The sequence below is a fragment of the Polynucleobacter sp. AM-7D1 genome (assembly GCF_018688455.1).
Classification (GTDB): Bacteria; Pseudomonadota; Gammaproteobacteria; order Burkholderiales; family Burkholderiaceae; genus Polynucleobacter.
This window is the reverse complement of sequence record NZ_CP061319.1, coordinates 916,539-935,330: the sequence shown is the minus strand read 5'-3', so window position 1 is coordinate 935,330 and position 18,792 is coordinate 916,539. Positions and strand designations below refer to the sequence as shown.

Annotated in this window: 14 protein-coding genes and 3 tRNA genes; 5 read left to right on the top strand and 12 right to left on the bottom strand. The window is 45.9% G+C overall.

Annotated features, from left to right (window positions below):
- Positions 1 to 50: 50 nt before the first annotated feature.
- Positions 51 to 833: a hydroxypyruvate isomerase gene (gene hyi / locus GQ359_RS04840; protein WP_215387789.1), complete on the bottom strand. Its 783-nt coding sequence runs from the start codon at positions 831 to 833 to the stop codon at positions 51 to 53.
- Positions 834 to 985: 152 nt separating this feature from the next.
- Here hyi and GQ359_RS04835 point away from each other — a divergent pair, with 152 nt between their 5' ends.
- Complete coding sequence (locus tag GQ359_RS04835) at positions 986 to 1,585, top strand: hypothetical protein (RefSeq protein ID WP_215387788.1); 600 nt, start codon at positions 986 to 988, stop codon at positions 1,583 to 1,585.
- Positions 1,586 to 1,619: 34 nt separating this feature from the next.
- Entirely contained in the window at positions 1,620 to 2,453 is an 834-nt protein-coding gene (locus GQ359_RS04830) for a M48 family metallopeptidase (protein WP_215387787.1), read from the top strand.
- 46 nt (positions 2,454 to 2,499) lie between these two features.
- On the opposite strand, the gene GQ359_RS04825 is transcribed toward GQ359_RS04830, so the two are convergent.
- The 4 genes from GQ359_RS04825 to gltX all read right to left on the bottom strand — a co-directional run bounded on the left by GQ359_RS04825 (position 2,500) and on the right by gltX (position 4,308).
- A tRNA-Asp gene (locus tag GQ359_RS04825) sits at positions 2,500 to 2,576 on the bottom strand.
- A 56-nt stretch (positions 2,577 to 2,632) separates the two neighbouring features.
- A tRNA-Glu gene (locus tag GQ359_RS04820) sits at positions 2,633 to 2,708 on the bottom strand.
- Positions 2,709 to 2,748: 40 nt separating this feature from the next.
- Positions 2,749 to 2,824 (bottom strand) — tRNA-Ala (locus tag GQ359_RS04815).
- Positions 2,825 to 2,904: 80 nt separating this feature from the next.
- Positions 2,905 to 4,308, bottom strand: coding sequence for a glutamate--tRNA ligase (gltX, locus tag GQ359_RS04810; RefSeq protein WP_215387786.1), 1,404 nt, complete (start codon positions 4,306 to 4,308; stop codon positions 2,905 to 2,907).
- Positions 4,309 to 4,375: 67 nt separating this feature from the next.
- Here gltX and GQ359_RS04805 point away from each other — a divergent pair, with 67 nt between their 5' ends.
- Entirely contained in the window at positions 4,376 to 5,341 is a 966-nt protein-coding gene (locus GQ359_RS04805; RefSeq protein ID WP_215387785.1) for an Hsp33 family molecular chaperone HslO, read from the top strand.
- A gap of 9 nt (positions 5,342 to 5,350) precedes the next feature.
- Here GQ359_RS04805 and ftsB read toward each other — a convergent pair whose 3' ends face one another.
- The 4 genes from ftsB to GQ359_RS04785 are packed head-to-tail and all read right to left on the bottom strand — an operon-like array spanning position 5,351 to position 9,554.
- Positions 5,351 to 5,677 (bottom strand): cell division protein FtsB, encoded by a 327-nt coding sequence (gene ftsB / locus GQ359_RS04800; RefSeq protein ID WP_215387784.1) that lies wholly within the window; start codon positions 5,675 to 5,677, stop codon positions 5,351 to 5,353.
- A gap of 21 nt (positions 5,678 to 5,698) precedes the next feature.
- Positions 5,699 to 6,985, bottom strand: a complete 1,287-nt coding sequence (gene eno / locus GQ359_RS04795; RefSeq protein WP_215387783.1) for a phosphopyruvate hydratase — start codon at positions 6,983 to 6,985, stop codon at positions 5,699 to 5,701.
- A gap of 34 nt (positions 6,986 to 7,019) precedes the next feature.
- Positions 7,020 to 7,883: a 3-deoxy-8-phosphooctulonate synthase gene (kdsA, locus tag GQ359_RS04790; RefSeq protein WP_215387782.1), complete on the bottom strand. Its 864-nt coding sequence runs from the start codon at positions 7,881 to 7,883 to the stop codon at positions 7,020 to 7,022.
- Between the two features lie 9 nt (positions 7,884 to 7,892).
- Positions 7,893 to 9,554: a CTP synthase gene (locus GQ359_RS04785; RefSeq protein ID WP_215387781.1), complete on the bottom strand. Its 1,662-nt coding sequence runs from the start codon at positions 9,552 to 9,554 to the stop codon at positions 7,893 to 7,895.
- 386 nt (positions 9,555 to 9,940) lie between these two features.
- Here GQ359_RS04785 and GQ359_RS04780 point away from each other — a divergent pair, with 386 nt between their 5' ends.
- Entirely contained in the window at positions 9,941 to 12,526 is a 2,586-nt protein-coding gene (locus GQ359_RS04780; RefSeq protein ID WP_215303637.1) for a bifunctional aconitate hydratase 2/2-methylisocitrate dehydratase, read from the top strand.
- A 72-nt stretch (positions 12,527 to 12,598) separates the two neighbouring features.
- Here GQ359_RS04780 and GQ359_RS04775 read toward each other — a convergent pair whose 3' ends face one another.
- From GQ359_RS04775 to GQ359_RS04765, 3 genes are read right to left on the bottom strand one after another with little or no spacing between them, the layout of a single operon-like run.
- On the bottom strand, positions 12,599 to 13,375 hold the full coding sequence (locus GQ359_RS04775) for a spermidine synthase (RefSeq protein WP_251367937.1): 777 nt from the start codon (positions 13,373 to 13,375) through the stop codon (positions 12,599 to 12,601).
- Between the two features lie 4 nt (positions 13,376 to 13,379).
- Entirely contained in the window at positions 13,380 to 17,414 is a 4,035-nt protein-coding gene (gene purL / locus GQ359_RS04770; RefSeq protein ID WP_215387780.1) for a phosphoribosylformylglycinamidine synthase, read from the bottom strand.
- A gap of 21 nt (positions 17,415 to 17,435) precedes the next feature.
- On the bottom strand, positions 17,436 to 18,116 hold the full coding sequence (locus GQ359_RS04765) for an ABC transporter ATP-binding protein (protein WP_215303633.1): 681 nt from the start codon (positions 18,114 to 18,116) through the stop codon (positions 17,436 to 17,438).
- Positions 18,117 to 18,140: 24 nt separating this feature from the next.
- Between GQ359_RS04765 and GQ359_RS04760 the strand changes: the two genes are divergently transcribed.
- Entirely contained in the window at positions 18,141 to 18,791 is a 651-nt protein-coding gene (locus GQ359_RS04760; RefSeq protein ID WP_215387779.1) for an arylesterase, read from the top strand.
- The last annotated feature ends 1 nt before the right edge of the window (position 18,792 follow it).

The window sequence follows — 18,792 nt, the reverse complement described above, 5'->3', positions numbered from 1 at the left end:
ATTTTCCGCTTTACTTCATTATTGATTCACTAATTTGTAACTGAGCTAGATCATTCCTGCTCATACCGACCCATCCATCCTAGACCTGCTTCAGTTGATTTGAGAGGTTTGTACTCGCAACCAATATAGCCGGTGTATCCAAGACGATCTAATAAGCCAAAGAGATAGTCGTAGTTGATTTCACCGGTACCGGGCTCATTGCGACCCGGGTTGTCGGCCAACTGGATGTGGGCAATGCGGCTAAAGTATTTTTGAATAGTATTTCCAAGCTCACCTTCCATGCGCTGGGCATGATAGATGTCGTATTGTAAAAAAGCGTTATCTGCTCCAACGGCATCCAAAATGGCAATGCCCTGCTCTGTCTTTGACAAGTAAAAGCCTGGCATATCAAAGGTATTAATAGGCTCGATCAAAAGCTTTAAGCCAACTTTCTTGAGTTCACCAGCAGCGTATTGCAAATTATTGACAAAGGTATCGTGCAGCACCTTTGGATCAGATCCTGCTGGAACCTTACCAGCAAGGCAATTGAGCTGAGGTACACCGAGAATCGAGGCATACTCAATTGCTTTTGCAACACCAGAACGAAATTCAGCAACCCGATCAGGTAAGCAAGCAATTCCACGCTCTCCCGCATCCCAATCACCTGCAGGTAAGTTATGTAGTGCGAGCTTGAGGGCGTTGTGATCCAAAGCCAGCTTAATCGCTTGAGCATCAAAGGCGTAAGGAAAAAGAAATTCAACAGCCTTAAATCCACCGGTTTTGGCGAGCGCAAAACGCTCCAAGAACGGCACTTCATTAAATAGCATAGTGAGGTTGGCGGCAAATCGGGGCATGAAGTTCCTTTAGCTTGAATCACTCTGAAAGGACTGATGTTATCAAAGAAGCTTATAAATTTCCTTGAGCACCATAGGATGGCGCTTTAAGTGAAATTGAGGGTAAAAATACGCTAATATCACTATAGAAATACACATTATTAAGGAAAGATATGAAGATCAAATTCGCCCCAATTACCCTGGTAGCCGCTGCTCTTTTGGCAGGCCCAGCACTCACGATGGCTCAAACCCCAAGTGCACCCAATGCAGTTGTGGTTGATGCAGCCATAACTGACAATATTTATCAGTTATATGAGGGTACTGTTACTAAGATTGATAAGAAGACTCGTACAATTTTCTTTAAAAATAATGAAGGTGAATCAAAGTTCGTTGCCGGCCCTGAGATTAAAAACTTTGACCAGATCAAAAAAGGTGACCGCCTGAACGTTACCTATGAACTCGCTGTTGCAATTGAACTGATCAAGACTAAGAGTGACGGCATTCGTAGCAAAGTAGAAACCTCATCTGAGGTGACATCTAAGCCAGGTGAAAAACCAACTCGCACGATTACCAACACCACTACCATCATTGCTGACATTATTGCCGTCGATCGCCCCAAGAAACTCGTTTCTGTTAAGGGTCCTAGTGGCAAAGTTACCGTGGTAACGGTAAAGAACCCGCAGCTGCTGGCCGACGTAAATGTTGGCGAGCAAGTTAAGGTAATTTATTTTGATGCAATGGCTGCATCTATCACTACCCCGAAAAAGAAGTAAGGTAAACAGTATTGAATAAACGCAGGGATCTCATTTGAGCATTCGCATCTATTGGGTCCTTGCGCTTGTTACCCTACTCTCGGCATGTGCTAGCACTACTCGCCCAGGAGCAGTAGGCATTAGCCGATCCCAATTCATGATGGCTTCAACAGAAGATGTAAATCGTCTTTCTGCTGCGAGTTACAGTGAGCAAAACCAAAAAGCAAAAGAAAAAAATATACTGGTCACCTCAGGACCTACTTACGATCGCTTGAAGCTGATTGCGAATAGACTGATTCCACAAACTGAGGTATTTAGAGATGACACCAGACAATGGGATTGGCAGTTAACTCTCATTAATGCCCCAACACTCAATGCTACTTGTGCGCCTGGCGGAAAGATTACCTTTTACACAGGCATCATTGAGCAGCTCAATCTAAATGATGATGAAATAGCTGCCATCATGGGTCATGAGATTGCTCATGCCTTAAGGGAGCACGGTAGAGAGCGTGTATCTCAAGCGGCAGCACAAAATGTATTAGTGAATATTGCAACGGCTCTAGCTGGCCCCTATGGCTCTGCAGTCAGCGCCGCCAATCAAGTGGCCCACTACGCAATCGTTTTACCCAACTCACGAGAAAATGAGTCCGAAGCAGATGCTATTGGATTAGAGCTTGCTGCAAGAGCAGGCTATAACCCCATGGGTGCGATTAGTGTTTGGCAAAAGATGCTAAAGGCCACGAAGGATAAAAACTCTCCAGAATTTTTATCCACCCACCCTTCTGGTGAAACCCGAATTGAGCAATTGACAGCTCTAATGCCTGCGGTTGAACCTATCTATAAAGCAGCGCCTAAGCCACCGCCCCCAAAGAAACCATCAAAAGATTGAGTAGAAAAGAAAAAAGCCCCTTATGCAGGGGCTTTTTAAACTTACTTGGCGGAGCGGACGGGACTCGAACCCGCGACCCTCGGCGTGACAGGCCGATATTCTAACCAACTGAACTACCGCTCCAAGTACATCGATTGCTACTTGTGTCACTACTTACAACTCACAACTAGCCAAAAATTTGGCGTCCCCAGGGGGATTCGAACCCCCGTACTCACCGTGAAAGGGTGATGTCCTAGGCCTCTAGACGATGGGGACCTGGACTACTACAAAAACTAATACTGCTATTTTAAATGCTTGGTGGAGATAAGCGGGATCGAACCGCTGACCTCTTGCATGCCATGCAAGCGCTCTCCCAGCTGAGCTATACCCCCGTAATCTCGCTAAAAATCTACAAGACACTCAAAACAATCCAAGATTTTATCCTATTTTTGTAGGAGGGAGCAAATTCTGCTTAGACTACCTTGGAAAGCCTTTTAATTACCTCATCCTTGCCCAAAACAACCATGACAGAATCAATCGCCGGGGTCTGCGTTGTCGCAAATAAAGCATAGCGGACAGGCATTGCTAAGGCTGGCATTTTGATCTGATGTTTAGCTAAAACTTCTTTAAAAGCCAGTCCATAAGCCGCTTTTGTGTGCTCCGCTGATTTAACTGCTTCGATCAAATCTTTTAGTGCGGGGATAATTTCAGCAGGGATATTTGCGGCAATTTGTTCTGCACTATGAGCTGGTGCAGGCAGGTAAAAAAGCTTAGCGCCTTCTGCGATTTCGATGAGCGTATTCGCGCGATCTTTAAGAAGCCCCACTACCTGCACAAAGTCTGGACCCTTTTCTGTATCAATGCCTAACTCATGGGCGAATGGCTTGGTCGCCTCTGCCAAGACAGTAGGATCAGCATTCTGAATATATTGATGATTAAGCCAAAGTAATTTTTCAGGGTTATGTTGTGCGGGTGATCGACCAAGGCTGTCTAGATCAAACCAATTCACAAACTGCTCTTTAGTAAAGATCTCCGCATCACCATGAGACCACCCTAACCTAGCGAGGTAATTCAGAATGGCTTCCGGCAAGTACCCTGCTCTTTGGTAATCACGCACACTCATAGCGCCATTACGCTTACTCATTTTTTCACCAGAGTCATTGAGAACTGTCGGCAAATGGGCATATACCGGCGGCGTTCCGCCCAGCGCCTTCATGATATTAATTTGGCGTGGTGTGTTGTTGACGTGATCATCACCACGAATCACATGGGTGATATTCATATCGAGATCGTCTACAACAACGCAGAAGTTATAGGTCGGTGTCCCGTCTGGTCGGGCTATCACTAAATCATCTAACTCATCGTTGCTAATTTCGATTTTGCCTTTGACAGCATCCTCCCAGATAACGGATCCACCTATGGGATTCTTAAAGCGAATCACCGGCAAAATACCTTCGGGTATTGCTGGCAGGATTTTTCCTGGCTCCGGGCGCCATTGACCGTTATAGCGAGGCTTTTCTTTATTAGCCATCTGTTGATCGCGTAGTTTATTGAGCTCTTCTTCGCTCATATAGCAAGGATAGGCAAGCCCAGCCTCTAACATCTGCTTAACAACTTCACGATAACGATCAATGCGTTGCATTTGATAAATCGGACCCTCATCTAGATCCAGACCAAGCCACGCCATACCTTCGATAATGACATCGACTGCTTCCTGTGTGGATCGCTCTAAATCCGTATCCTCAATACGCAAAATGAAGTCACCTTTGTTGTGGCGAGCAAAAGCCCACGGATACAAAGCACTGCGGAGGTTGCCCAAGTGAATAAAGCCCGTTGGACTAGGGGCGAATCGTGTACGTATTTGCATAAAAGACATTATCTCAGGTCAGCCTAGAAATTTGCCATTTAGGACTCAATTCTGAAAAAAGTGGATACTTTCACCTATGAACGAATTACTTGTATTTATGTGTGATGGCGCCCCAGTCCGCGGGGAAATTGTTTCCATAAGTAGTGCCTGGCAGGCTGTTTTGGAGCGTCGGAATGATCCACCTGTTATTAGACGAATGCTAGGTGACTTCGTGGGTGCGGCAACCCTCTTAAGCGCCAGCCTTAAATTTGATGGGACCTTGATTATTCAAGCTCAGAGCAAAGGTCCAATTCAACTTCTCGTGGTTGAATGTAAGTCTGATTTGACTATGCGCGCTACGGTAAAGCTCTCCGTAGAGGCGGAGAGTATTGATCCCAACGCCACTCTAGGTGAATTGCTGGATGCTGACAATACTGGGCGCCTGGTGATTACTCTTGACCCTTCTGATCGCCAGCCTGGTCAAGCCCCCTATCAAGGCATTGTGGCACTCCAGGAACATCGTGGCACGGTTATTAAGCCTGTTACGAGCGCTGCTGAAGCGATCGCTTTGTACATGCAAAATTCAGAGCAGCTAGACACCCGTATTTGGCTAGTTTCAAACGACACCCATGTCGGTGGATTACTTTTGCAGCGCTTGCCTGACTCCGGAGGTCATGCCCACCTAGACCCGCAACTTGCCGCTGAAGGTTGGACCAGAATTCAGACTCTTGGTGAGACCATCACTAATGAAGAATTGTTGACTCTTTCACCCGAAACCATCTTGCGCCGTCTTTTTTTAGAAGAGTCTACAGAAAGTGGTGTTCGGAGCTTCCCAGTTCGCCCTGTTCGCTTTGGTTGCCGTTGTTCTCGGGCCAAGGTGGCTGATGTCCTCAGAATGCTGGGCGAAGAGGAAGTTGAAAGCATTCTTGCAGAGCAAGGTGCTGTAGAGACCGAGTGTGATTTCTGCTCCAAAACCTATCGCTTTGACGCTGTAGATTGCAGACAAGTTTTTAAAACAGATTTATTAGCAGACGCAACCAGACCGCCATCAAGCGGACATTAGGATGCAGGACTAGCGTTTAGCACTTGTTGGCTTTACGCCATCCGCATCATTTGTAGTGGGTTTTTCAGTTGGCAAAATTTGCACAAAAAACTCGCCTTCCTTGATCATGCCATGTTCAACGCGAGCACGCTCTTCAATTGCTCGAGTGCCCTCTTTTAAATCCTTAACATCACCACTAAGTTTGGCATTGCGCAAGCTGAGCAGGCTATTTTTAGCCCTCTGCAAATCGAGTTGCCTCTCCATTTCGTAAACCTTGAGCCATCCACCCTTCCCCAACCAGAGTGGGTACTGTATTGCTATCAGCAATAACAGCATTGAGTAGATGGCGATACGCATAGACTAAAAGCTAGCTAATGATCAGCGCTTGAGATTGTAGAAAACCGATTTTCCTGGGTAGGTTGCAACATCACCCAAGTCTTCTTCAATACGCAATAACTGGTTGTACTTAGCAATACGATCAGATCGAGACAAAGAACCAGTCTTGATCTGGCCAGCATTGGTGCCAACAGCAATATCAGCAATTGTGCTGTCTTCTGTTTCACCGGAGCGATGAGAAATCACTGCAGTGTAATTAGCACGCTTAGCCATTTCAATGGCAGCAAAAGTCTCAGTCAATGTACCAATCTGATTAATTTTAATGAGGATGGAGTTGGCAATGCCCTTCTCAATACCCTCTCTAAGAATGCGCGTGTTGGTAACAAAGAGATCATCTCCAACTAATTGGATTTTCTTACCCAATTTTTGAGTGATGTCAGCCCATCCATCCCAGTCACTCTCATGCATACCATCCTCAATCGACACGATTGGGAATTGATCAGCAAGGTTGCCGAGGTAGTCTGAGAATTCACTCGAACTTAACTGCAAACCTTCGCCAGATAAGTGGTACTTGCCATCTTTATAGAACTCACTAGCGGCACAATCCAATGCCAATAAGACATCCTCACCGGCCTGATACCCAGCGCCTTCAATGGCCTTCATGATCGTCTGCAGGCACTCTTGATTGCTCTTAAAGTTCGGAGCGAAGCCACCCTCGTCACCAACGGTGGTTGGCATACCTTGTGAGCCGATGATTTTCTTCAACTCATGGAAGATTTCAGCGCCACAACGAAGGGCTTCGCGGAAACTTTGAGCCCCGACAGGCATCACCATGAATTCTTGAATATCTAAGCTGTTATTGGCGTGCGCGCCACCATTGACGATATTCATCATTGGGACTGGTAACTGCATGCCGCCTGATCCGCCAAAATAACGATACAAAGGCAAACCGGCTTCTTCTGCGGCTGCACGCGCTACCGCCATAGAAACAGCTAAAGTTGCGTTAGCACCTAAGCGGGCCTTGTTATGAGTCCCATCTAATTCAATTAAGGTGTGATCAAGAAATGCTTGCTCACTTGCATCAAGACCTAAGATTGATTCAGCAATCTCAATATTAATATTTTGAACGGCCTTAAGAACGCCTTTGCCTAAGTAACGCTCTTTATCTCCATCGCGAAGCTCAATGGCTTCACGTGAACCAGTTGAAGCGCCTGAAGGAACTGCTGCACGCCCCATAACACCAGATTCAAGCAAGACATCGCACTCAACCGTGGGATTTCCACGTGAATCTAAAACTTCTCTGCCGATAATGTCAACAATGGCGCTCATGCACCTTCTCCTAAGTAAAAATGAATTTGGGGTGTTACTTGAAACTATCTTCTAAAAATAATCCGGGCTTCTTAACAACCGAATCAATCGCCACTAAAGACTCAAGTAACTCTTTCATACGGTTGAGCGGTACGGCATTCGGACCATCTGAAAGCGCTTTGGCTGGATCTGGATGCGTCTCCATAAATAAGCCACTAATGCCAACTGCAACGGCGGCTCGGGCTAGCACTGGCACAAACTCGCGTTGCCCACCACTCGCATTACCTTGACCACCAGGTAATTGAACTGAATGGGTGGCGTCAAACACAACTGGAGCCTTTGCTTCACGCAAAATAGCTAAGCTACGCATATCGGAAACTAGGTTGTTGTAACCGAATGAAGCGCCACGCTCACAAACCATAAATTGATCTGGAAGATTTGCTTCTGCTGCAGCTGCACGAGCTTTATCAATGACATTCAACATTTCATGAGGGGATAAAAATTGACCCTTCTTGAAATTCACTGGCTTACCACTTTGAGCACAGGCACGAATGAAATCAGTCTGTCTACACAGAAAAGCTGGCGTCTGAAGTACATCAACCACTTTTGAAACCGGCGCAATTTCGCTAATGTCATGAATGTCGGTCAATACTGGCACACCAATTTCACGCTTCACGCGGGCTAGAATCTCAAGCCCCTTCTCCATGCCTAAACCTCTAAAAGAGGTTCCAGATGAACGATTGGCTTTGTCAAAAGAAGACTTGTAGATAAATGGAATACCTAGTGAGGCAGTAATTTCCTTAAGCTCGCCAGCAATATCTAAAGCAGATTGCTCTGACTCAATGACGCAAGGCCCAGCAATCAAAAAGAAGCGCTGATTTAAACCAACATCGAAACCGCATAACTTAAATGCACTCATGACGATCTCCTAGGCTGCCTGCTCTTGAGCAGCAGCTTGATGAATTAAAGACGCCTTAATAAACGCAGAAAATAATGGATGCCCGTCGCGTGGTGTTGAAGTGAATTCAGGGTGGAATTGCACGCCAAAAAACCATGGATGCATAGAGTTTGGTAACTCCATCATTTCAGGTAGAGATTCATTTGGTGTTCTAGCAGAAATAATCAAGCCAGACTTTTCTAAGCGCGGTACATAAAGATTATTTACTTCATAGCGGTGACGATGACGCTCGTTTACTTCAAGGCCATAGATTTCATGTGCCAAGGTACCCGCCTTTACTGGGCAACGTTGGGAACCTAAGCGCATAGTCCCACCTAGATCAGAATCGTTAGTACGCTTCTCAACACGACCTTCACGATCAACCCACTCAGTAATTAAAGCAACTACTGGACTCTCAGTGTCTGGGTCAAACTCAGTGCTGTTTGCCTGAGCAATATTGGCAACATGGCGAGCAAACTCGATCACAGCCAACTGCATGCCTAAACAAATACCAAGGTACGGAACACTATTCTCCCTGGCATAACGAATGGCAGCGATCTTACCTTCGGTGCCCCGTTTACCAAAACCACCTGGGACCAAAATAGCATCTAAGTTCTGAAGACAATCTACGCCATCTTTTTCAATGACTTCGGAATCAATATAGTTAATATTGACGCGTGTGTGATTGTGGATTCCTGCATGACGCAAAGCTTCAATAAGAGACTTGTAAGATTCGGTTAACTCAACGTATTTACCCACCATGCCAATGGTTACTTCGTGCTGTGGGTTGGCTAACTCATAAACTAAGTTTGCCCAAACAGATAAGTCCGCAGGCTTAGCTTCAATATCAAGTTCGCGACAAATTAAATCATCCATTCCCTGCGCTTGAAGCATCTCAGGAATCTTGTAAATGGTGTCAACGTCCCATACTGAAATCACAGCCTCTTCACGCACGTTAGAGAACAGGGAAATCTTGGAGCGCTCGTCTTCTGGGATGGGACGATCCGCACGGCATAACAGCACGGTCGGCATGATGCCGATTTCTCGTAGCTTTTGTACAGAGTGCTGAGTAGGTTTTGTTTTTAACTCCCCGGCACTAGCAATGTAAGGGACCAAAGTGAGATGGACAAAGGCGCAACTGTGTCTTGGCAGACGAATACTCATCTGGCGCGCTGCCTCAAGAAACGGCAAAGACTCAATGTCACCTACCGTTCCGCCGATTTCACAGATCGCAATATCAGCATTGCCATCATGGCTCGCTTTTGCGCCACGCTCTACGAATGCTTGAATCTCATTTGTAATGTGAGGAATTACCTGGACAGTTTTACCAAGATATTCGCCACGACGCTCTTTACTGATCACGGACTCATAAATCTGACCAGTCGTAAAGTTATTGCTCTTGCGCATCTTTGCAGAGACAAAGCGCTCGTAGTGTCCAAGATCGAGGTCAGTTTCAGCGCCATCTTCGGTTACGAAGACTTCACCGTGTTGAAGCGGGCTCATGGTCCCAGGGTCAACGTTGATATAAGGGTCTAATTTTAGGAGGGTGACTTTCAGGCCGCGGGATTCAAGAATCGCGGCAAGCGAGGCAGCTGCGATTCCTTTCCCTAAAGAAGAAACCACACCACCAGTGACAAAAACGTATTTGGTCATCGCTTAAGCTCTGTTGGAAAAAGTAATTATAACGATAGCTACTCTGTAGGCATAAATTCTTTCCCTATCCAACTGCATCCAAGCTCCAGAGCTTGCTATTAAATTTTTTGATAGTTTTTGAGCTCATTTTTCTTCTTATTGAGTATTTATTTGTGCTGTCGAATCTCTATAAAAAACTCCTAATAACCCCTCACACCATCACGAATATTGCTTAAATCTTGTGCAATCCATCAAACTTAGCTCAATTTGCCTATTTTTTGAGCAGTTTGATGAATTTTGACAATTAAGTCTTATATAAGACATGAATTAGCAATTACAATAGTGTGAAAGGGAAACAAGCCCTGCTTAGCCTTACTGTTGATAACTCTTACCCAATAGGAAACACGATGCTAGAAGCCTACAATGCCCAAGTTGCCGAACGCGCAGCCCTTGGAATTCCAGCCCTCCCACTAACTAAAGATCAAACAGCCGAACTTGTTGGCTTACTGAAAAATCCTCCGAAGGGAAAAGAGGCGGAGTTAGTTGAGCTCATTACCAATCGCGTTCCTGCAGGTGTTGATGAGGCAGCTAAAGTAAAGGCAGAGTTTTTGGATGCCGTTGCTAAGGGCACTGAGAAAACTCCTTTGATTTCTCGCATCAAGGCAACAGAGCTCCTAGGAACCATGCTGGGTGGCTATAACATTAAGCCTTTAGTGGAATTGCTCTCTGACTCTGAGTGTGCAGCTACTGCAGCAGCAGCCTTGAAAAAGACCTTATTGATGTTCGACTATTTCCATGATGTTCAGGAATTAGCAGAAAAAGGCAATGCACAAGCTAAGGAAGTGCTACAAAGCTGGGCTAATGCAGAATGGTTTACAAGCCGCCCTGCCGTCCCAGAGAGCATGAAGCTCACCGTATTCAAAGTCACTGGTGAAACTAATACCGACGACCTATCTCCAGCCCCTGATGCATGGAGTCGTCCAGATATTCCGTTGCATGCGACCATTATGTTGAAGAATCCACGTCCCGGCATTGAGCCTGACGAGGCAGGCGTTCGCGGGCCAATGAAGCAAATTGAAGCGCTCCAGAAAAAAGGCAATCAAATTGCTTACGTTGGAGACGTTGTTGGTACAGGATCTTCACGTAAATCTGCTACCAATTCCGTATTGTGGTGGACTGGTCAAGATATTCCATTTGTACCGAACAAACGCTTTGGTGGTGTTTGCTTAGGCACCAAGATTGCTCCAATCTTCTTTAACACCATGGAAGATGCTGGCGCATTGCCAATCGAGCTCGATGTTTCAGATATGAATATGGGCGATGAAATTGAATTGCGTCCATACGAAGGTAAAGCATTTAAGAATGGTAAAGAAATCGCTTCTTTCTCACTCAAGTCCCCAGTCATTTTGGATGAAGTTCGTGCAGGTGGTCGCATTCCTTTGATCGTCGGTCGCGGCCTCACAGCTAAAGCGCGCGCAGCACTTGGTTTGCCAGCTTCTACAGAATTCCGTATCCCTGTTAGCCCGCCTGATAATAAAAAAGGCTTCAGCTTGGCTCAAAAGATGGTTGGCCGCGCTTGTGGATTGCCAGAAGGTCAAGGCGTTCGCCCAGATACTTATTGCGAGCCACACATGACTACAGTCGGCTCACAAGACACGACTGGCCCAATGACCCGTGATGAATTAAAGGACTTGGCTTGCTTAGGCTTCTCTGCTGACTTAGTGATGCAGTCTTTCTGCCATACATCCGCTTATCCAAAACCAGTTGATATTCGCACTCACCATGAGTTGCCAGCGTTTATGACTAACCGCGGCGGTGTTGCATTGCGTCCAGGTGATGGCGTGATTCATAGCTGGTTGAATCGTTTACTTCTACCTGATACCTGCGGTACTGGTGGCGATAGTCATACTCGCTTCCCAATCGGTATCTCCTTCCCTGCTGGCTCTGGCTTAGTTGCTTTTGCTGCAGCTACCGGTGTTATGCCATTGGATATGCCTGAATCGGTCTTGGTTCGCTTCAAAGGAAAAATGCAACCTGGCATCACTTTGCGCGATATGGTTAATGCAATCCCCTTGTATGCAATTAAAAAAGGTTTGCTTACCGTTGAAAAACAAGGCAAGAAAAATATTTTCTCTGGCCGTATTTTAGAAATCGAAGGTTTGCCTGATCTTAAAGTTGAGCAAGCATTTGAATTGTCTGATGCTTCTGCTGAGCGCTCTGCCGCTGGTTGCGCAATTCAGTTAAGCAAAGAGCCAATTATTGAGTACATGCGCTCCAACATCACTTTGATGAAGTGGATGATTGCAAATGGATATGAAGATAAGCGCACCCTAGGTCGTCGCATCAAAGCGATGGAAGCTTGGATTGCTAAACCGGATTTGCTTAAGGCTGATGCAGATGCGGACTATGCCGAAGTGATCGAAATCGATATGAGCGAAATTAAAGAGCCAATCTTGGCCTGCCCTAACGATCCAGATGACGTGAAGTTCCTGTCTGAAGTATCTGGCGAAAAAATCGATGAGGTATTTATCGGCTCTTGTATGACCAACATTGGTCACTTCCGTGCAGCTGGCCAAGTTCTTCAAGGCAAAAAGGATATGCCTACTCGCCTATGGGTAGCCCCTCCAACCAAGATGGACCAGATGATTCTGACCGAAGAAGGCTATTACGGCATTTTGGGCGCTACTGGTGCACGTATGGAAACTCCGGGCTGCTCACTCTGTATGGGTAACCAGGCGCAGATCCGTAAAGGCTCCACAGCAGTCTCTACTTCAACTCGTAACTTCCCGAACCGCTTAGGTATCGATACACGCGTGTACTTAGCTTCTGCTGAACTTTCAGCGGTTGCTGCACTCTTGGGTCGCCTACCAACGCCGCAGGAATATTTCGAGCAAGTTGAGTCGTTGAACGCTAAATCTGGTGAAGTTTATAAGTACATGAACTTTGACAAGATTAAATCATTCAGCGATGTTGCTGACACAGTAACAATTTAAGCATTAGCAGTCCTGAAGTTGGGGCAATAAAAAAGGCGATCGGTTGATCGCCTTTTTCTTATTCTGGTTTTATTAAATACAGAGTTTATTCTCTTGATTGGCATTTTCACGGTTTAAGCCAGATGCCCATGTATTGGTAGGTAAACCTGTTTTTTCCATAATCAATTTGGCACGCTTTGAGACTTCCTTCCACTCAACATCTAATTGCGGGCCTTTGAAAGCAATCGCCACTACATTGCAATCATGCGACTCTGGAAAGAGCAGCACACGATTATCAAATGCCTCACAAATATTATTCAAGTTGATATCGAAACTCTTATGGCGGGAAAATAAATTCACGGTTAGCACGCCAGGCGATTTCAGAATGTCATAACAGCCCTTATAAAAGTCTAGAGAGCTAGCTGCCGGGCCATCACAAATCGCATCATAAAGATCCACCTGTACTGCATCAAAGTGGCTCTGATAGTTAGCGCTCTGTACAAAAGCTTTTGCATCAGCTTGCAAAGTTTCTAAGCGACGATCATCATCCGGCGTGAAAAACATGCTTCTAGCTGAAACAATCACAGCTGGATTGAGTTCAACAACAGTAGTTTTAACTGCTGGGCAATAGCGATGCGTAAACTTTGTGAGGGCACCAGTACCCAAGCCTAGTTGAGCAATACGCATTCCTGGCTTAGTTTCCAAAAAGAGTAGCCAGGCCATCATTTGCTGGTTGTATTCCAGATAGATTTCATCCGGATCACGGATACGCATTGCACCCTGAATTAATTCGCTACCAAAATGCAGATAACGGACTCCACCACTCTCAGAAAATGTCACCGGCTCCATCGCCATAGATGAATCTGACATGAAATTACTTTGCCCAGACCCTGGCGTTGCGGAATAAGCGCATCCAAGGGCTCGCACCATCGGGTGTATCCAACCATTCCTTTGGCGCCCAGCTCATCTGTACAGTCCTAAAGACACGCTCAGGATGCGGCATCATCACCGTGAAACGACCATCTGGTGTAGTGACGCCAGTTAAGCCGCCAGGTGAACCATTCGGGTTCATTGGATAAGTTTCAGTTGGCTTGCCTTGGTGATCTACAAATCGAAGGGCAGCTAATCCTTGTTTCTGAAGTGCCTCTAAATTACCTTGTTGGCTGAAATTAGCAAATCCTTCGCCATGGGCAATAGCTATCGGCAATTGACTGCCGCTCATGCCCTGCGTAAAGATAGAAGGCGATGCCATTACCTCAGCCATCACAAGGCGAGCTTCATATTGTTCAGACTGATTACGGGTAAATTTAGGCCAAGCTTCTGCACCTGGAATAATTCCAGAGAGATTACTCATCATTTGGCAGCCATTGCAGACGCCTAAAGCAAAGCTATCTTGGCGATTAAAGAATGAGGAGAACTGATCCCGCAATTGACTATTGAACAAAATAGTTTTTGCCCAACCCTCACCAGCTCCCAATACATCTCCATAGCTAAATCCACCGCAGGCAACCAAGCCACGGAAATCATCTAACTTGGATTTACCGGAAAGCAAATCTGACATATGCACGTCATAGGCTTCAAAACCAGCCCAGTTCATGGCGTAAGCCATTTCAACATGAGAATTAACACCTTGCTCACGCAATATGGCAACTCTAGGTCTAGCATTCTTATTAATGAATGGCGCTGCAATATCGTCTGCAATATCAAATGTCAGCTTTGGTGACATTCCAGTATCAGCAACGTTATCGAGTTGCGCAAACTCACTATCTGCGCAATCTGGGTTGTCGCGTAAGCGCGCAATCTGATAACTGGTATTTGTCCACATTTTCTGGAGAACTTCACGCGGCTCTGCAAAGATATTTTTAGCGTCGCGCCAAATTTCAATACGACCATTGGTATTAGGTTTAGCGATCACATGACTGTAAGCACTCAGACTTAATTTACGCAAAACCGCAAATACTGCATCTCGATCAGACTTACGAATCTGAATTACAGCACCAAGCTCTTCATTAAATAATGCGCGCATGGTTTGCTCATGGCGACGACCAGAAACTTGTTGTGCCCAGTTCTTGGCATCACCCCAATCTGCTTCTTGACCAATATCTACTGCAATCATGTCAACATTGAGGGAGATGCCAATGTGTGATGCAAAAGCCATCTCTGCAATACAAGCAAATAAACCACCATCAGAACGATCGTGATATGCCAGCAATTGATCTGCTTTACGCAGTTCAATGATTGCATGAGCAAGTGCCTTCAGATCTTCAGGATGATCTACATTTGGAGCTGACTTACCGGATTGATTAAGAACTTGAGCTAGGATACTTCCAGCCATACGGTTCTTACCGCGACCTAAGTCAATCAAAATTAATTCAGTCTCTAGAACTGCTCCAGACTCATCTTTGAGTTTAAGCAAAGGTGTTGTAGTTTTGCGAACGTCCTGAACTGCAGCAAATGCCGAAATAATGAGTGAGACCGGAGAAACCACTTTCTTGGCTTGATCACCATCTTGCCATGAAGTTGCCATAGATAAAGAGTCTTTACCAACTGGAATGGAAATACCCAGTGCTGGGCATAAATCCATACCAATCGCTTGAACTGAGTCATATAACTTAGCATCTTCGCCCGGCGCGCCACAAGCGGCCATCCAATTAGCAGACAGTTTCACGTCTTCTAGGCGACGAATATCTGCTGCTAATAAGTTAGTAATAGCCTCACCTACCGCCATCTTAGCTGCGGCAGGTGCATCAATGACGGCTAGTGGAGTGCGTTCACCCATCGTCATCACTTCACCACGATAGCCTTTGTAATCCATCAAGGTAACTGCGCAGTCTGCAACAGGAACTTGCCATGGTCCCACAAATGGGTCACGGGCATTAAGGCCGCCAACAGTTCGATCTCCGATCGTGATCAAGAATGATTTGCTAGCTACCGTTGGCTGTTGAAGAACCCATGCAATGCATTGGGCAAGATCGGCATCAGTAACATTTAATTCATCAAACTCTTGCGGAACACGCGTCACATCGCGATGCATACGCGGCGGCTTACCAAGCAAGACTTCCATTGGCATATCAATCGGCATCGCTGCATCACTACCAGGGACTTCATTGCTATCACTTAGCTGGAGTTGACGCTCAGTTGTTGCTTCACCAACTACTGCAAATGGGCAACGCTCACGCTCACAGAGTGATTTAAACAACTCTAGATCTTTAGCTTCGATGGCGAGAACATAGCGCTCTTGAGATTCGTTGCACCAGATCTCTGCTGGGCTCATACCACTCTCTTCAAGTGGGACTTTACGCAATTGAAATTGTGCACCTAAGCCAGCACCATCAGCTAGCTCTGGAAATGCATTAGAAATACCGCCAGCCCCCACATCATGAATCGAAACAATCGGATTACTCTGGCCCATAGCAATACAAGAGTTAATTACCTCTTGTGCACGGCGTTCCATCTCAGGATTACCCCGCTGAACGGAGTCGAAATCTAAATCTGCAGTGTTAGTACCAGTCGCAACTGAACTGCCGGTTGCTCCACCCATACCAATGCGCATACCAGGACCACCCAATTGAATAAACAAGTGGCCCGCTTTAATTTGCTTCTTTGCGGTATGGATCGAATCAATGTTACCGATACCACCCGCAATCATGATTGGCTTGTGATATCCGCGACGAACACCTTCTAAAGTTTGTTCAAAAACGCGGAAGTAGCCACCCAATATTGGTCGACCGAATTCATTATTAAATGCAGCGCCACCCAATGGCCCATCAATCATGATTTGAAGTGGCGTTGCAATACGTTCAGGTTTTCCGTACTTTTCTGATTCCCATGGCAAATCAGTCCCAGGAATATTGAGGTTGGACACAGAGAAACCAGTGAGACCTGCTTTAGGTCGCCCACCAATACCAGTCGCACCTTCATCGCGAATCTCACCACCAGCACCTGTAGAAGCTCCAGGGAATGGTGCGATTGCTGTTGGGTGATTGTGCGTTTCCACCTTCATTAAGGTATGGACTAGACGGGTGTCTTTTTCGTAACGATGGCCATCGCCTTTGGGTGACCAAGTTTCTGATTCAGCCCCGACCATTACTGCTGAGTTATCAGAATAAGCAACGATAGTACCTTCAGGCTGCAGCTGATGCGTATTGCGAATCATCGCAAATAGGGATTTCTCTTGATCGTCGCCATCAATCGTCCAGCTTGAATTAAATATCTTATGACGACAATGTTCGCTATTTGCTTGCGCAAACATGATCAATTCAACATCGCTTGGATTTCGCTCTAGGCGAATGAAATTCTCAACGAGATAAAGTACTTCATCTTCAGAAAGCGCTAAGCCTAACTCTTGGTTCGCCCTATCTAAGGCAGATCTGCCCTCGGTAAGAACTGGGATGCGAACAAAAGGTTGATCCGGCAGAGATTGATACAAAGCACTAGCTTCATTCACATCAGAAATCACAGCTTCAGTCATTCGATCATGAAGCGCTGCCAATACCAATTGCTCCTCTTGTGCATTGAGGGATTTTTTTCTTTGCCATGCAAATTGAACGCCACGCTCGATACGCAAAACATCTAGACCGCATTGGCGGGCAATATCGGTTGCTTTACTAGCCCACGGAGATACAGTTCCAAAGCGCGGTATGGCAATAGCAGATTGCTTCTCAGATGCTTTACTAAATAAGGAAGCAGAACCCTTGATTAGCGAAACAAAAGTTTGTCCGTAAGTCAGTAGACTTTCGAGCACCCCTTTGTCTTTGGTATTGAGTTCAGACTCAGACCAAATGAAATGAAGATATTGAGCCTCTATGGACTCAAGTTGGATTCCCTGGGCTGCGAGCGAAGCTAAAAGTCGCTGTTGGCGGAAGGCTGAAAGGGCATTTGCCCCGGGCAAGCAACAGAATGATGACATGCCAAGATTATAAGGTTTTGATTAAGCTAGGCGACCACCCTGAAGGCTTAGTTGGCGTCCTGACCGTGCAGCCAAGGCGGGATCATGGGTCACCAGAACCAGGGTTGAGGAATTCTCCCGATTCAGCTCAAAAAGGAGCTCAATCACCCTATTTCCGCTTGCCTCATCAAGACTCCCAGTGGGCTCATCAGCAAATAGGATGGCAGGTTTATTGATAAAGGCCCGAGCTAAAGCCACACGTTGCTGCTCACCCCCAGAGAGGGTCTTCGGAAAATGGTTTGATCTTAGACTTAATCCAACCTTATCCAGCCACTCAGCAGCAGCCTGCCTTGCCTCAGATTGCTTAACACCAGCAATCTCCAGGGGGAGCATTACATTCTCTAGTGCGGTTAAATGAGGCAACAGCTGAAATGATTGAAAGACAAAGCCAACGGATTGGCCGCGCAAACGGGCCCTACCATCTTCATCTAGTAGATTTAAGTTTTGTCCCATTAGGTATATCTGACCTGTACTTGGGAGATCGAGACCGGCCAGAAGACTTAACAAAGTGCTTTTTCCAGACCCTGAGGCACCCACAATCGCCACACTCTCGCCTTGTTCAATTTGAAAGCTGAGTTCATGCAAAATGACTAAGTCGCCATCAGCAGTGTTTACTAGCTTGCCCACGCGCTCAGCAACAATGGAATTAGACTGTTTGTTCATGTGGAAATTTCTTAGAATGGAAAAATGCGGATTCAACTTTTAACTAGCAATAAATTCATTACAGGTCTATTTTGCCTCTTAATGAGCATTTCTTCCTGGGCTCAGGTCAAGCCGGTAGTCCTGATTTTAGGAGATAGTCTTTCAGCCGAATATGGCCTGCCTCGTGGAACTGGATGGGTCAGCCTATTAGAAGGGCAGCTTATCAAGGACAAGAGTCCATGGAGCGTATTTAATGCCAGTATTAGCGGCGAGACAAGCTCAGGAGGACTAAGTCGTCTCCCTAATCTATTAAGTCAAAAGAAACCGGGAATAGTTCTGATAGAGCTCGGAGCAAATGATGCCTTGCGTGGTTTGCCTGTAAATCAAACTGAAACGAATCTACGCAAGATGATTCAGATGAGCAAGAAATCAGGTGCAAAGGTTTTGCTCTGTGGCATACAGATTCCTCCAAACTATGGCCAAAATTACACCATGCAATTTAAAGAGCTTTATGCTCAACTGGCAAAACAAGAACGGATTGAGTTGCTACCCTTCTTCTTGGAGGGCGTTGCCACTAGGCCGGAATTATTTCAAGCGGATCGCTTACACCCGAATGTTGAAGCGCAAAGCGTTATCTTTCAAAACGTATGGGGCTCAATGGCCCCATACAGTAGCTTGCTAAAAAAGCTACTTTAAA